Here is a 16,088-nt window from a genome sequence, read left to right on the forward strand (position 1 = left end):
CTCGCTAGTCAAGAGCAAAAGGAGAATCTATATGCTGCAAGAGTTATCTATTAAAAACTTTGCCATCATTGAAAACCTTCAAGTAAGCTTTGAAGATGGAATGACTGTACTAAGCGGGGAAACTGGCGCTGGTAAATCAATTATTATTGATGCAGTTGGCTTATTAGCGGGTGGAAGAGGGTCCGCTGATTTGATCCGCCATGGAGAAAATAAAACAGTGTTACAAGGACAATTTGAAATGCCATCTTCCCAACGACTTAAAGAGTTATTAAACGAATATGGAATTGAAGCAAGTGAAAACCAAATTATTTTACAAAGGGAACTTTCAAGAAATGGAAAAAATGTGGCACGGATTAACGGAACCATAATTACTGTAGCCGTACTGCGAAAAATCGCTGAAAACCTAATTGATATTCATGGACAAAATGAACATCAAGAATTGATGAATCCCCAAAAGCATTTGATGTTATTAGATCGGTTTGGAGATGAAGAAGATCAAGTAATCTTGAACCAGTATCAAAAACTTTATGAAGGCTATCAAACTACAAAAGCAGAGTTAAAAGAACTTCTTTCTGATGAAAAAGAAAATGTTCAACGAATTGATTTATTGAATTTTCAAATAAATGAAATTGAAGAAGCCAAACTTGAAGATGATCAGGAAGAAGAGCAGTTAGAAGAAGAACGCAATCGCTTAGTGAATTATCAAAAAATTATCCAAGGATTGACGCTTTCTTACGGAGCAATACAAGAGGACGAAGGAAATGGATTAGATCAAATTGGCTTAGCAATGGCTGCTTTAGAAAAAATTCAAGACTTTAGTCTTACCTATCAAACGATTTATTCAGATCTTTCCGCTGCCTACTATCAACTTCAAGAATGTGCTTTTTCTATTCGGAATGAAATGGATGAGATGAGTTATGATGAAGAAAGATTAAATGAAATAGAAATCCGGTTGGAACTCCTTCATCAGTTACGAAGAAAATATGGTAGTTCAATTTCTGATATAAAGACCTATTACCAAAAAATTGCTTTGGAATTAGATAAAATTTCAAACCGGGAAAGTTATGCTGAAAAGCTTACAAATACCTTTAATGAAATAAAAAAAGAACTCCTAGAAGTCGGAAAAAAGTTAACTGAAAAAAGAAAAAAGACCGCACTTTTACTGAAAAAAGAAATCGAAAAACAATTAAAAGAATTATATATGGAGAAAGCTAGTTTTGAAGTCCACTTTCATGAAAATGAAAAGCAAATGATCCGTTCTGATGGTCTAGATTCTTTAGAATTTTATATTGCTACAAATGTCGGTGAACCGCTGAAACCATTAGCAAAAGTTGCTAGTGGAGGAGAACTATCTCGGATGATGTTAGCATTGAAAACTATTTTTACACAGACTCAAGGAATCACTAGTATTATTTTTGATGAAGTAGATACAGGAGTGAGTGGAAGAGTAGCTCAAGCGATCGCTAATAAAATTCATTTGGTTTCAGAATATTCACAAGTGCTCTGTATTACTCATTTACCACAAGTAGCAGCAATGGCAGACCATCATTTTTATATAGAAAAAGAAGTTTACAGTGATCGTACTAAAACTCATGTCCATTCTATTGTCAAAAAGGAACGTATCAATGAGATTGCTCGTATGTTAGCTGGAACAGATATTACTGATTTATCTGTAGCACATGCAAATGAGCTATTAGATTTAGCTATGAAGCAAAAGGCTTAATATAATCATAAAGAGGAAGTGAGGAATATCTATCCCAAATTAATTGTTGTTGTTGGACCAACTGCAGTTGGAAAAACTTCATTAGCCATTCGAATTGCGAAACAAGTGAATGGTGAAGTTATAAATGGTGACTCGATGCAAGTATATAAAGGGTTAGACATTGGAACAGCAAAAGTAACCGAACAAGAAAAAGAAGGAGTTCCTCATCACTTAATTGATATTTTGGATGTTACTAAACTTTATACAGCCAATGATTTTAAGACAGATGCAGAAGCAGCCATTTCTCTTATTCAACAAAAAGGTAAAATCCCTATTTTGGCAGGAGGATCGGGTCTTTATATTGAAGGACTTTTATATGATATGGAGTTCGGACGAGTAGGGGAAGACCCAGTATATCGTTCTAAACTTCAAAAACAGTTGGATGAAGAAGGACCTGAAGGAGTTTGGGAAAAACTAAACCAACTAGATCCTGTTGCTGCGACAGCACTTCATGTCAATAATTCAAGAAGAGTCATTCGTGCTCTTGAATCCATTCAAATAAGTGGTAAACTGTTTTCTGAACAAAATGAACAGCAAAAAGAAAAACGATATGATGCTCTGGTGATTGGTTTAACGACGGACCGTCCGTTACTTTATCAACGAATCAACGAACGCGTAGACCAAATGATTGAAGAAGGATTGCTTGAGGAAGCAAAATTGCTTTTTGAATTGAAAAACGTAAAAGATACCCAATCATATAAAGGTATTGGCTACAAAGAGTGGTTTCCGTACTTTGAAGGAGAAATCAGTTTTGAAGCTGCTACTGAAAAAGTAAAGCAAAACTCACGCAAGTATGCAAAAAGACAATTAACTTGGTTTAGAAATCGTATGGATGAAATCCAATGGTTTGATTTAAATAAGCCCAATAGTCAAGAAGAGATCGATAAAACAGTCGAAGCTTTTTTAAAAGCTAAATAAGAGACCGAATGGAAGTTGGTGCCAGAATGGAAACAACAAAAGAAAAAGTTATATTAGTAAGTGTTCAAACAAAGCAATCGGATCGACAATTCGAATATGAGTTAGATGAGCTGGAAAAACTAACAGAAACAGCTCAAGGACAAGTTGTAGCAGTCTTGACTCAAAAAAGAGATCGAAAAGATGGAAGAACCTTAATTGGTAAGGGTAAATTAGAAGAATTAAAACATTTAACTGAAGAACTTGAATGTGATACGGTTATTTTTGAACAAGAATTATCTCCGCGAAATATGAAGAATATTCAACAAGAAATTGAATGTAAAGTGATTGATCGAATCCAATTAATTCTGGATATTTTTGCAATGAGAGCAACTAGTAAAGAGGGTCAACTTCAAGTATCTTTAGCACAGTTGAACTATTTATTACCTAGATTAATGGGACAAGGAGTAAACATGTCTCGTTTAGGTGGGGGAATTGGAACTCGTGGACCAGGTGAAACAAAGTTGGAAACCGATCGTCGTCATATTAATAAACAAGTAACAGAAATTAAAAGAGAACTCCAAGAAACGGAAAGCCATCGAGAGCGTGCAAGAATAAAAAGACAATCAAGTGGGATTTTTCAAATTGGTTTAATTGGGTATACAAATGCGGGGAAATCTACGTTACTGAATCGCTTAACGGATGCAGAGACGTTTGAAGAAAACCAACTTTTTGCAACTTTGGATCCTTTAACAAGAAAAATGAACTTTCCTAATAAGTATCAAGCAACTCTAACTGATACGGTAGGATTTGTTCAAAATTTACCTACGCAGTTAATTCATGCGTTCCACTCAACATTGGAAGAAAGTAGAGGAATGGATTTATTCCTTCATGTAGTAGACGCTTCTTCTGAATATGTGGAACAGCAAGAAGAAACGGTTTTAAATTTAATTAAAGATTTAAATATGCAAACTACTCCTATTGTCACAGTTTATAATAAAAAAGACCTTCTTGAAGGAGAGTTTCAACCACGCCTTTATCCAAATATAGTCATCTCTTCCTTAGATTCAGATGACATTCAACTTCTTAAAGAATTTATATGGGAAGAAATCAGAAAATTATTAATTCCTTATGAAATGGAAGTAGCGCTAGATAAAGATGGGGGCGCTAAGTTAAATAGCCTGCAACAAGATACATTTGTAGAATCACTTGATTTGATAGAAGAAACAAATCATTATTTAGTAAAAGGATTCGCAAAAAGGAATTCAAAATGGTTGGGAGAAGAAAACGTAGATGATGCAAACGACAGATGATTTAAATAAAATTGTAGAAAAAGTAGATATGAAAATTGAAGAACGTTTTAAAAAAGTTCAAAAAGTAGCTTTACATAACCAAAAAAAGGTATTAGATGGCTTCTGTTCTTGCCAAGTTAGTGATTATCATTTTAATCCAAGTACGGGTTATGGGTATAATGATTCAGGTAGAGATACACTCGAAGAACTATATGCACAAATTTTCAAAGGGGAAGCCGCATTGGTGCGTCCACAAATTATTTCTGGTACACATGCGATTTCAACGGCTTTATTAGGTGTCTTAAGACCACAGGATGAATTATTATATGTAACTGGTCAGCCATATGATACGCTGCTAGATATTGTTGGCCTTACGGGGAATGGAATCGGCTCTTTAAAAGAATATAACATTGGATATAATCATGTAGATTTGATGGAAAATGGCAAAGTTGATATTCCTACTGTTTTGGAAAAAATAACAAAGAATACTAAAGTAATTGGTATTCAACGTTCTCGTGGCTACGCGGATCGTCCTTCTTTCACAATAGATGAGATTGAAGAAATGATCGCAGCCATTAAACCGCATGCTCCAAATGCTATTTTCTTTATAGATAATTGTTATGGAGAATTTGTGGAAGAAAAAGAACCACTTGAAGTAGGTGCAGACTTGATTGCAGGTTCTTTAATTAAAAACCCAGGTGGCGGTATTGTTAAAATGGGTGGTTATATCGTAGGACGTGAAGACTTGGTTGACATGTGTGCCTATCGTTTAACTACCCCAGGAATTGGTCGAGAAGCAGGAGCAACGCTATATAGTCTTTTAGAGATGTATCAAGGTCTATTCTTAGCCCCTCACGTAGTAGGAGAGGCTGTAAAGGGTGCTATCTATACAGCAGCACTTCTGGAAGAGTTTGACATAGAATCTACCCCGAAATGGGATAGTCCTCGTACAGACCTTATTCAAATGGTTGCCTTGCCTTCAAAAGAACAGATGATTTCCTTTGCACAAACCATCCAAAAGTATTCACCAGTTGATTCATCGGCACTTCCAATTCCAGCTCCTATGCCAGGGTATGAAGACGAAGTAATTATGGCTGCTGGAACTTTCATCCAAGGTGCTAGTATTGAATTATCCGCAGATGGCCCTATTAGACCACCATATCTCCTATATATACAAGGTGGATTAACGTTTGAACATGTGAAACTTGCAGTTACTGCAGCTGTAGAAGAGACGTTTATTAATAGTTAATTGAGAAAATTGTAATACGTAAAAAGAATCATCGGAGTGTTGCTAATTTTATTAGTAGCACTTTTTTTGTTGCAATTTATTTGACTATTTTTATCGTAATTATTAGAGATTAGAATTATTTAATAAGTAATCTTAACTATAGAACTTATTAAAATTTACAGGATAACATTTTAAATTGAAATGATATTTCATTTAATTAATAAAAAAACGAAATATCATTTCCTTTTAAAAAAATATATGTTATTATATGAATGTAAGGGATTTCACAAAAGGAGGTGAGCAAATGGAAGAGATTATATTTGAAATTATAGCAAATGGTGGAGATGCAAAATCATCTGCATATGAAGCAATAGAAGAATCAGAAAAAGGAAATTACGAGAGAGCTGAAGAATTATTAAAAGAAGCAGATGAAGCTTTGAAAAAAGCTCATAATGTACAAACTAAAATAATAACAGATGAAGTTAATGGAAAACATATCCAAGTGTCCGTGTTATTTGTGCATGCTCAAGATCATTTAATGACTGCTATGGAGGTGAGAACGTTAGCAGAACGTTTTATAAACCTAAATAAAAAAATTAATACATTAATGGAACGTCATTAAAAGGATGTGACTAAATGACTGAAAATCATATTAAAAACAAAAAAAATTTATAATTAAGACCGATTATTCCATTCCTAGATTTGGTTTTAAGCAATCCATTTTATTGTTACTTACTTTATTTATTACTTTTACTCTAGGTACTGGAATAGTAGAAAATGTATCTAATAGTTTGGCGTTACCTGCTTTACTTGTTGTATCATCAGTAATTGGTTATTCAATTTCTTTTATACAATTTTATAAGAAAGAGAATGTAAAAAAATCTAGAATGATTATTGGTAGTTTATTTTCGTTATTAGCGTTTATTATGTTATTTAGTTTTTACTATGCAAATACAATACTGTAATTTTAAAGAAGGAGGAAACATTATGAGAGTTATTCTTGTGTGTTCAGGTGGGATGTCTAGTGCAATAGCTGCAAAGTCTTTAAAGGAAGCAGCTCAAGCTGACGGCATTGATATGGAAGTACATGAGTCAAGTTCAGTAAAATTTCAAGAAATGGTCAAAGAAGATTACGCCTTAGCACTAGTTGCTCCGCAAATTAGACACCATTTCGATCGCTTGAAAAAAGATGCAGATAGTGCAGGAGTACCAATTTTACAAATTAAGCCAAGAGGTTATTCACCAATTGGGGGTAAATTTTTATTAGCTCAAATTAAAAAAGAAGCTGGACAAGTGCTTAAATAAAAAGGGGGAAAATTAATTGTTTGATAAATTTACTGTGTTCTTAGATGAAAAATTGTCTACTCCGATGGCAAAATTATCTGAACAAAAACACTTAAGAGCAGTTCGTGATGGTATTGTAGCAACTTTACCAATCATCATTGTTGCATCAATGTTTTTAGTAATTGCATTTTTACCCAATTCATTACCTGAATCATGGGGTTTCACACAATTCTTAGCAGATAATCAATTTAAAATTTTATTGCCATACCGTATGTCTATGTATATTATGACTTTATATGCAGTTTTTGGAATCGGATACTCATTAGCTAAATCATATGAATTAGATGGTCTTTCTGGTGGTATTCTTGCAGAATTAGCCTATTTATTAACAATTATTCCAGCAATTATTCCAGGCGCTAGTGAAGGTGTTATGGAATTAGCTACTGGAAATGCAGAATTAACTACTTTTATTGAAGCAGTCCCTACTGGATTTGTTATCCCTATGGCAAATCTTGGATCTGGCGGAATGTTTATTGGTATTCTAAGTGCATTTATTGCTGTTGAGATTTATAGATTTACAGAACGTAGTGGATTCAAAATTTCAATGCCAGAGCAAGTACCTGCATCAATTGCGCGCTCATTTGAAGCAATGACACCAACTGCTATTGTGATTCTTTTATTCGCTACAGTGACCATGTGGCTAGAAGTAGATGTCCACAGTATTATTAATTCAATCGTAGCACCATTAGTTTCTGCATCAGACACTCTCCCATCTATATTGCTAATTACTTTTCTAAATAGCTTCTTTTGGTTCTTTGGAATTCATGGGGCTTCTATCGTAGGATCTATTGCACGTCCATTGTGGTTAGTATTATTGGAACAAAACTCTTCAGCATACGCTATTGGGGAAGCGATTCCTAATATGGCACCTGAACCTTTCTATCAATGGTACATGTACATTGGCGGTTCTGGAGCAACAATCGGTTTAGCATTAGCACTATTTTTCGCAAAATCACAATATGCAAAAACACTTGGTAAAACAGCGTTTGTACCTGCATTATTTAACATTAATGAACCATTAATATTCGGTACTCCAATTGTTTTAAACCCAACATTGTTAATTCCATTTTTATTAGCTCCAATGATTAACGCTGTTGTTGCTTGGTTTGCTACTAGCTTAGGATTAGTTAATAGAATGGTCGCACTTGCCCCTTGGACATTACCCGGACCTATTGGAGCTTTCCTAGCAACGGGAAATGATTGGCGAGGTGCATTATTAAATATCTTCCTAATCATTCTTGCTACATTAATTTATTATCCATTTGTTATGATGTATGATAGACAATTACTTGCTGAAGAACACGAAGAACTTCATGAAAATTAATCAATAAAAATTGAATAACTTTAGTTAAGAGGTCCTTTAGTTAGGACCTTTTTAAATAGAAGGAGACTATTATGAGAAAATTAGGTATATCTATTTATCCTGAAAAATCATCAAAAAAAGAAATGTTTGATTATATTGATATAGCTTCAGAACATGGATTTAGTAGAATTTTTTCTTGCTTATTATCAGCTGAAGAAGATAAAGAAGAAATAATTAGCCATTACTCAGAAATTAATAATTATGCACGAAATAAAAATTTTGAGGTTATTGTTGATGTTTCACCTAGAATATTTGAAAAATTACAGATAAGTTATAATGATCTCACGTTTTTTAAACAGTTAGGTGCTGATGGATTACGTCTTGATTTAGGGTTCACAGGAAGTGAAGAGTCTTTAATGACTTTTAATGAGCACGGGTTAAGTATAGAGATAAATATGAGTAATAATGTTCATACAATTGATACTATTATGGACTATCAACCAAATCAATATAATTTGCTTGCAAGCCATAATTTTTATCCTCATCGTCATACTGGACTAAGTTTAGAATTTTTTAAACAATGTAGTGCACGATTTAATAAATATGGACTACGAACTTCTGCTTTCATCTCAAGTAACAATAAAAATACGTTTGGGCCATGGCCTGTTACAGATGGATTACCAACACTTGAAATCCATCGAAACTTACCTTTAGATATCCAATTAAAACATTATATCGCACTCAATATCATAGATGATATTGTAATATCAAATTGCTTTCCTTCAGCAGAGGAAATGAGTGCAGTAAAAAAATTAGACTTATCAATTGTAACGTTTGATGTAGTCCCTATATTAGAACTACCTGAAACAGAAAGAAAGATAATGTTTGATATGCTTCACTTTAATCGTGGAGATATTAACGAAAATCTGATACGCTCTACTCAAAGTCGAGTAAAATATAAAGGTCACTCATTCCCAGTATTCAATGCACCAGAAGAAATCAAACGAGGAGATATCATTATTGAAAGTAGCGAATATGGGCATTATGCAGGAGAAATGCAAATCGCACTAACAAACATGCTAAACAGTGGGAAAAGTAATGTAGTAGGCTCAATTCGTTCAGAAGAACATTTTATACTTGATGAATTGAAACCATGGCAAAAATTCAAATTACAATTATCTAAATAAAAATAGAGAGGGAATTAAAAATGACTAATGTAACTGCCTTAATAAAAAGTATAAGAGACCAATTACCCAAGGCAGAAAAACGATTAGGGGACTATATTCTTAAAAATCCCGGAGAAGTTTTATATATGACAGCACAAGAACTAGGTGAAGTAAGTGGAACAAGTGCAGCAACTGTCATTCGCTTGAGTAAAAAACTGGAAATGAAAAGTTTTTCCCAGTTAAAAATATTTTTACATAATGAATGGGATAGGGATAGCAAAGAAGGTTATTCTGATATTACTCCAGAAGAATCCATAATGGATATCAAAGAAAAATTACTTGGCAATGCCTATCAATCATTATCCGATACACTTTCTTTATTAGACAATGAACGAATTGAACAGGCAACAAATGCAATTGAAAAAGCAGATATTATTTATATTTTCGGAATGGGGTCTTCTTATCTAGTAGCAGAAAATATAGGACAAAAATATAGTCGAATTGGTAAAACTTGTATTGTTTTAAATGATATACACGGATTAATCACTGCCATGGTCAATAGTAAATCAGATAATTTATTTATTGGAATCTCAAACTCAGGAAGAACTTCAGAAGTTCTTAAATTAATTAAATTAGCTAATAAAAACAATATGCAAACAATGAGTATTACGCAATTTGGAAATAACCCTATCTCAAATGAAGCTAACATCAAATTACAGCATATACGTGTAAATGAACCAGCTTATCGAGGAGCAGCAACCGTTTCATTACATGTTCAATTCTATTTAGTAGACGTTTTATTTTATACTTACTCATCAAAGCATTATGAAGAGGTAATGCATCACATTATTACAACACGGGAAGAAATAATGTCTTATAAAGAGAAATAAGTTTAAGAAAGTGAGAAGAGAATGGAAAGTTTAAATTTAGCAAAATTAGAAACGGAACAACAAAATCAAAAATCCTTAAAAATTGATCGAGTAAGCACAAAAGAAATGTTAGAAATGATGAACGATGAAGATTTAACGGTAAGCAAGAGCGTCAGAAAAGAAATTCCAACAATTTCTAAAATCGTTGACTTAGTTTATACCTCTTTAGAAAATGGGGGTCGTCTTTTTTATATTGGCGCAGGTACCTCTGGTCGACTAGGGGTCTTAGATGCATCAGAATGTCCACCTACTTTTGGGGTATCTTATGAACTCGTACAAGGATTGATTGCTGGCGGGGAAAAAGCGATTCTTAAAGCACAAGAAGGGGTAGAAGATCAACCTGAAGAAGGTAAAAAAGATTTAATCAGTCGTAACTTAACGAGTAAAGATGTCGTGATTGGTATTGCTGCAAGTGGAAGAACACCATACGTTACGGGTGCATTAAATTATGCGAAGGAAATAGGAGCTTCAAGCGCCAGTATAAGCTGTGTGAGTAAAGCAAAAATTTCAGAAGCAGCAGATATAGCCCTTGAAATAATTACAGGTCCAGAGATTATTACAGGGTCTACTCGATTGAAAGCAGGAACTGCACAAAAAATGATTTTAAATATGATTACCACAAGTGTGATGATTAAGTTGGGAAAAGTTTATCAAAACTATATGGTAGATCTTCAACCTACAAATAAAAAATTAGTTAGTCGTGCACAAGAGATGATAAGAGATATTACTGGTGTCGATCAATCCAAAGCAATAGAGTTATATGAAGCAGCGAATGGTCATGTAAAAACAGCGATCATGATGGAATTGGGAGGATTTTCAGCTGATTGCGCACGAAAACAACTTGAGTTAAATAAAGGGCATATTTCAAGAGCAATTAGAAAGGTCGAAAAAGAATAGAGGCACTGAGATGTATTATATAGGAATTGATGGTGGGGGAACGAAGACCTCATTTAAAATTTTTGATGAACAAGAAAATTGTATAGATAGTGTTTTAAAACCTACATGCCACCTTTTACAAGTGAGTTCTAGACAAGCAACTCAACTCTTAAAAGAAGGTGTAAATGAGCTGATAGAAAAACTTCCAAAGGAGGAAGACATTTTAATTGGTATAGGTTTGGCAGGATACGGTAAAGATAAATTTCTTAGAAATGAAATTGAAAAGGTTTGTCAACAAGCCTTTCATCCGTATGAATTTTATGTATTCAATGACGTAAGTATTGCTTTGGAAGGTTCGTTAAATGGTCAGGATGGCATATTAGTTGTTGCAGGAACTGGTTCTATTGCTCTTTCTAAAAAGAATGAAGAGTATATGCGTACAGGTGGTTGGGGCTATATGCTAGGGGATGAAGGAAGTGCGTACTGGATAGCAAAGGAAGTTTTTCGACACTATACTTTACAAATTGATGGACGTGCAGAAAGAACTCAGCTTGTTCATATTGTTAAGAATAAACTTGAATTAGAAGAAGAGTATGATTTAATTTCTTATATGGCAAGTAAAATAAAAAATGACCGTCAAGAGATTGCAAACCATGCGATTATTTTAAACGAGCTTATACTCATTAAGGATCCAGTTGCATTTGAAATACTCGATGCACTTGCTTCACAATTAAGTCTTTTAATTAATACACTTGGTAAAAACTTTAAAAAGAATATAAACGTTTCTTATATTGGTGGAGTTTTCAATCTTGGGGAGGAATTATTTAAAAGATTAAGAGCTAAATTATCTACACACATCAGTTTAGTAGAACCTATATATTCTCCTGAAATTGGTGCAATTATTAAAGCTAAAATAAACTATTCTAGGGAAGATTAACATCCTTATTAAATGGAAATTATAATTGTTTTAGAAATGAAGGAAAAGTGTCATAAGTGTTGAAAGCTTTATTGTATTTCTCAAAATAATTTATTTACGGAGGGACTATGGACTTTAAAACTGAAATTAAACCAATTCTTTGGGGAGGCGCTACAGCATCCAGTCAATATGAAGGAGGATGGAATGAGGGCGGTAAAGGCTTAGATACACAGGAATGTCGACCATATTTACCAAAAACTAGTAATGCAACAACTCAGACACGATTACTCACACGTAAAAATATTGATGAAGCAAAAAAAACGAAGACCCAGATGTATTACCCGTTTCGTAAAGGAACTCAAGGCTACTATCATGTAGAAGAAGATATTAATTTGTTGAAGGAATTAGGTATTGACGTATATCGATTGTCTATTAGTTGGGCTCGTCTATTTCCTACAGGAGTAGAAAGTGAACCCAATCAAGCGGGAATTGATTATTATACTGAAGTAATTACCAAAATTAAACAGGCTGGTATGAAAATTTTTCTGACAATGAACCATTATGCGGTACCCATTCATCTTGTTGATGAATATGGCGGATGGTCTAGTCGTGAACTTATTGATCTTTACGTTCATTTTGCAAATGTCGTATTTATAAATTGGGGAAATCAAATTGATTATTATCTTCCGTTTAACGAAATAAATGCTGGCTATTTTTCACCTTATAATGGGTTGGGTATTCTAAAAGAAGAAAATGCTGATTATGATTTATCAAAAGTCTTCCAAGGACTACATAACCAATTTGTTGCAAGTGCAAAAACAATTGCACTTGGACGTGAGCTGACAAAAGCGAAATCTGGTTGTATGGTATCTGTATTTTGCTATTACGCAGAAACACCTAATCCAGATGACAATATGAAATTGATTCAAGAAGAAAATATTAATCAATGGTTTTGTTCCGATGTTTTAATGCGCGGGTATTATCCTAGCTATATGACGCGTTTTTTTGAGGAAAATAAAATAACACTAAATATTGAACCAGAAGATTTAAAATTTTTAGAAAACGATACGGCAGATTTTGTTTCCTTCTCTTATTATCAATCAAGTGTCATTTCTATAAACGAGCGAGAAATGACAGCAGGAAACTTAGTTGCAACAATAAAGAATCCATACTTAAAAGCTACTGAATGGGGATGGCAAATTGATCCAGTCGGTTTAAGGATTTCACTCAATAAAGTTTATGATCGATATCAAAAACCTGTTTTCATTTCTGAAAATGGTTTCGGAGATTATGACTCATTAAAGCCAGATGGAACAATCGAAGATAAAAATCGAATTAGATATTTTGAGACTCATTTTGAACAAATCAAAGAAGCTCTTAGAGATGGTGTTGATTTAATTGGTTACATTATGTGGGGTGTGATTGATATTGTATCTGCAGGTAGTTGTGAGATGGAAAAACGCTATGGTGTTATTTATGTAGATGCGGACAACAATGGTGAAGGAACTTATAACCGTTATAAGAAAGACAGCTTTAGCTGGTTTCAAAAATACATTGAAAAAGAAAAGTTGATTGAAAATTAAAAATTGGAAAAACTACCTCTTGGAAGCTAGATAAAAAAATCTGCCTTCCAAGGGGTAGTTTTGTTAAAATTATAAAAGGAATGAGATACTTTTGTTTAAAAGTTTAAAACTTTTCCAATGATTTTAATTTGTTCTTGTTCATAAGATATTTCTGGATATTTTTCATTTAAAGGTTTTAAAATGAAATGTTCTTCTTCAAAGTCATAAAGAACCTTCCTGCATACTATTCCAATTCTTATTACTTCTAAAATGGCTATTTCTCCATCTTTAATCGTAGGCTGTGTCCTACAAAATAAAGTGCTCCCTTTATCGATTATATCTTCCATACTGTCATCAATGATATGAAAAATAAAGTCTGCCTCTATAGGGATGCGTATGAGATTATTTTTGGGTCCAGAGTTCGTTTGATCGTTTTTAAAATATAAATTAATAATTTTATTTTGGTTTTCAAGTAATTCTTTTGCATATCGAAATATTTTTTCTTGATTATTTTTATTAAGTTTAGGATAGAGTGTCAATAGATCACTATGCTCTTTCTTTTGAGGAAAAAAATATTCAATCTTTGTTTTTAAAAATCGTGAAATTCTAAAGAGGTTTGAGACAGAAGGTTCCTTCTTTCCGTTTTCAATGGCTGCTAAATCTTCTTTTTTCACCGAAACTTCTTTAGCAAGTTCAACTTGTGAAATCCCCTGTATTTTTCTAAAAAAAACGATTCTTCTTCCTATGAATTGCGATATAAAATTCAAAATAAAAATCCTCTCGTGTTATAAATGTAAAGACGTTTAGCTAGATCATTAATGGATACTCCTCTTTTACTGCAACGATTTTTAACTATATCAAACGATTAGATGTTTTATCTTTATAACTGAACGTTACAATTTGTAAGCTAGAAACATATTTAAATGTAGCTAAGATCATTGAGGAATATAGAATTGGTATATATATAACGCTTACTATGCTATTTCCATATATTAAACGATTCGCATAAAATGTCAATGCTTATTACAAGTAAAAGAAATGTTATTCATTCCATATCCATTCCGAAGTAAAAAAAAGTTGCTAATTTAATGTTGGGTCCTCAAACCTTTATTAAGTTAGAAACTTTAGTAAACTTTATAATTCAAATTTATTTAGTTTTTATTATTTATTCCTTTAATCAATCTGTGTTACGAGTAGTGAAATGACTCCAGGTCAGACTCTCTTCAATCCAAGTTTCTAGTACTGCCAAGTGGGGGAAGTGGGGTATGTTTTAAGTTAAATTTTTTAATAGTTTTTGTGTTTGTCTATATTCAAATGCTTCAGGGAATTCAGTTAACTCAACAATTAATTCTTTATGATTATCTAGAATTTTTTTAATGTTTGAAAAAGACACACGAAAATATTCTTTTCTCGAATTAACTTGATTTACTTTATATTTTGATAAAGCATTATGAATTTCGGTTTCCAACGCAAAAGCTTGTTCACTAAACATTAATGCGTGGACGTCAAATTGAAAGGGAACCGATGCACTACTTAATTCACGGATTCTTTCTAGCGGTTCAAGACGACGTGTTACGCCAATTTTATAAATGTCTTCACCGAATGATCCAATGTTAGAAATAACATATATATAACCAGCACTAGCATGGCCTTCGCGGTAATCGATATCCTCTTCTATTTCATCTAACTCTTCTAGCTTATTTTTATACTCTTGAAGTTGCAACTTTAATTTTTTAATCTCAGAATTATCAGCTGACTCAAGGAGTTCTTTAACTTTAGCCACCATATTGCTATAGTGAGTTCTATCTTTATCTAATTGCTTACGTTTTGCTTTAATTTCAGCCTGGAGTTTCTTATCTTCGCGTTCTTTTTCCCGCTGTTCACGTAATAACTCTTTTTCCTCTTGCTTTTGTAGTTCATATTCAGCTGCAAGATATAATTCCTGTTTTTTTAGGTAGAGATAGCCAGGTGTAATTACAATGCTGTTTCTTTTATACAGTCTGTTCAATTGATCAAAAGAGCGCTCTAATGCTACTACTTTACTTACAACGTTTGAGACAGTGATCTTTACAAGTAATGCATCAGCCTCACCATTAAATCCTCTTATCATAGCTTGTATAAGTTGGTTCTGCATAGTTTTTCCTTGTGCAGCACTGTCATTAAGAGTCATTGAAGTAACAATATGTCCAGCTGTCTTATTTTTCACCATTTCTTTTTCCTTAGCACGTATGTTATCTAACTTTTCTTTATATTTAGTAGCATCAGAAAACTTATATCTTCTTTCATAAAAACCATAATCTTGAATATTAATATCTTCTTGAGTATTAATAATAGCATTTTCTAGCTCACGTAAAATTTTTTGTTTTTCAGCTACTTTATTCTGTAAAACGATTAATTTAGCTTCCAGTTGTTCATCTTTAGGTTTACCTATGTTTAAAACTCCAGAGACTATTTCGTTATTTTCCTTAATACCATCCATAGTATTTTCAAGTTCATTTTTAACTTCTAGAACACCTTTATTAAGTACACTCTTGGCTTTATTTAACCAACCCATATTAATTTTCCCCTTTTAGATTATTTAGAAAAATAATTTCACACTATTTGATTCAATACGGTAACCATCGGAATCTATTAAATTATTAGTACGTCAATTTTAAAATTAAGCTAGACAAATCTGATTCAAGCTTAAACCACTAAAATGCTTATCTACTAATTTTATTACGGTTTGATACTGTTGATCCGTGGCTTTACTAAATTTTTCAATCTTATAAGTATGGACCCAATCGCGGTAATACTCCGTAAATCGCTTTTCACCT

At 33.0% G+C, this 16,088-nt stretch carries 14 protein-coding genes; 12 read left to right on the top strand and 2 right to left on the bottom strand.

The annotated features are described in order from the left end of the window. Positions 1-31 precede the first annotated feature (31 nt). The 12 genes from recN to LZ578_RS06490 all read left to right on the top strand — a co-directional run bounded on the left by recN (position 32) and on the right by LZ578_RS06490 (position 13,293). A complete protein-coding gene (gene recN / locus LZ578_RS06435) occupies positions 32-1,723 on the top strand; it encodes a DNA repair protein RecN (RefSeq protein WP_235144309.1) in 1,692 nt (563 codons plus the stop codon). 18 nt (positions 1,724-1,741) lie between these two features. After that, the gene (gene miaA / locus LZ578_RS06440) at positions 1,742-2,680 is read left to right on the top strand and encodes a tRNA (adenosine(37)-N6)-dimethylallyltransferase MiaA (protein WP_235144310.1); all 939 of its coding nucleotides are present in this window, start codon (positions 1,742-1,744) and stop codon (positions 2,678-2,680) included. A 26-nt stretch (positions 2,681-2,706) separates the two neighbouring features. Then, the gene (hflX, locus tag LZ578_RS06445) at positions 2,707-3,969 is read left to right on the top strand and encodes a GTPase HflX (protein ID WP_235144311.1); all 1,263 of its coding nucleotides are present in this window, start codon (positions 2,707-2,709) and stop codon (positions 3,967-3,969) included. Continuing rightward, positions 3,953-5,197, top strand: a complete 1,245-nt coding sequence (locus LZ578_RS06450) for an aminotransferase class I/II-fold pyridoxal phosphate-dependent enzyme (protein WP_396326733.1) — start codon at positions 3,953-3,955, stop codon at positions 5,195-5,197. The genes hflX and LZ578_RS06450 overlap by 17 nt, the downstream gene beginning before the upstream one ends. A 283-nt stretch (positions 5,198-5,480) precedes the next feature. Next, positions 5,481-5,798 carry a PTS lactose/cellobiose transporter subunit IIA gene (locus LZ578_RS06455; protein ID WP_235144317.1) on the top strand — a complete coding sequence of 106 codons (318 nt, stop codon included), beginning with the start codon at positions 5,481-5,483 and terminating at the stop codon, positions 5,796-5,798. A 365-nt stretch (positions 5,799-6,163) separates the two neighbouring features. Continuing rightward, positions 6,164-6,481, top strand: a complete 318-nt coding sequence (locus tag LZ578_RS06460) for a PTS sugar transporter subunit IIB (RefSeq protein WP_235144318.1) — start codon at positions 6,164-6,166, stop codon at positions 6,479-6,481. A gap of 16 nt (positions 6,482-6,497) precedes the next feature. Next, the gene (locus LZ578_RS06465; RefSeq protein WP_235144320.1) at positions 6,498-7,844 is read left to right on the top strand and encodes a PTS sugar transporter subunit IIC; all 1,347 of its coding nucleotides are present in this window, start codon (positions 6,498-6,500) and stop codon (positions 7,842-7,844) included. A gap of 71 nt (positions 7,845-7,915) precedes the next feature. Then, entirely contained in the window at positions 7,916-9,010 is a 1,095-nt protein-coding gene (locus LZ578_RS06470; RefSeq protein WP_235144322.1) for a DUF871 domain-containing protein, read from the top strand. Between the two features lie 20 nt (positions 9,011-9,030). Next, entirely contained in the window at positions 9,031-9,879 is an 849-nt protein-coding gene (locus LZ578_RS06475; RefSeq protein ID WP_235144323.1) for a MurR/RpiR family transcriptional regulator, read from the top strand. Positions 9,880-9,900: 21 nt separating this feature from the next. After that, complete coding sequence (murQ, locus tag LZ578_RS06480) at positions 9,901-10,815, top strand: N-acetylmuramic acid 6-phosphate etherase (protein WP_235144325.1); 915 nt, start codon at positions 9,901-9,903, stop codon at positions 10,813-10,815. Between the two features lie 10 nt (positions 10,816-10,825). Then, positions 10,826-11,731, top strand: coding sequence for an N-acetylglucosamine kinase (locus LZ578_RS06485; RefSeq protein ID WP_235144326.1), 906 nt, complete (start codon positions 10,826-10,828; stop codon positions 11,729-11,731). Positions 11,732-11,838: 107 nt separating this feature from the next. After that, complete coding sequence (locus LZ578_RS06490; protein ID WP_235144327.1) at positions 11,839-13,293, top strand: glycoside hydrolase family 1 protein; 1,455 nt, start codon at positions 11,839-11,841, stop codon at positions 13,291-13,293. A 95-nt stretch (positions 13,294-13,388) separates the two neighbouring features. On the opposite strand, the gene LZ578_RS06495 is transcribed toward LZ578_RS06490, so the two are convergent. After that, on the bottom strand, positions 13,389-14,039 hold the full coding sequence (locus tag LZ578_RS06495; RefSeq protein WP_235144332.1) for a LexA family transcriptional regulator: 651 nt from the start codon (positions 14,037-14,039) through the stop codon (positions 13,389-13,391). Between the two features lie 503 nt (positions 14,040-14,542). Continuing rightward, on the bottom strand, positions 14,543-15,751 hold the full coding sequence (locus LZ578_RS06500; RefSeq protein ID WP_235146412.1) for a DUF4041 domain-containing protein: 1,209 nt from the start codon (positions 15,749-15,751) through the stop codon (positions 14,543-14,545). Between the last annotated feature and the right edge of the window lie 337 nt (positions 15,752-16,088).

This window comes from Jeotgalibaca sp. MA1X17-3 (assembly GCF_021513155.1).
Taxonomy (GTDB): Bacteria; Bacillota; Bacilli; order Lactobacillales; family Aerococcaceae; genus Jeotgalibaca.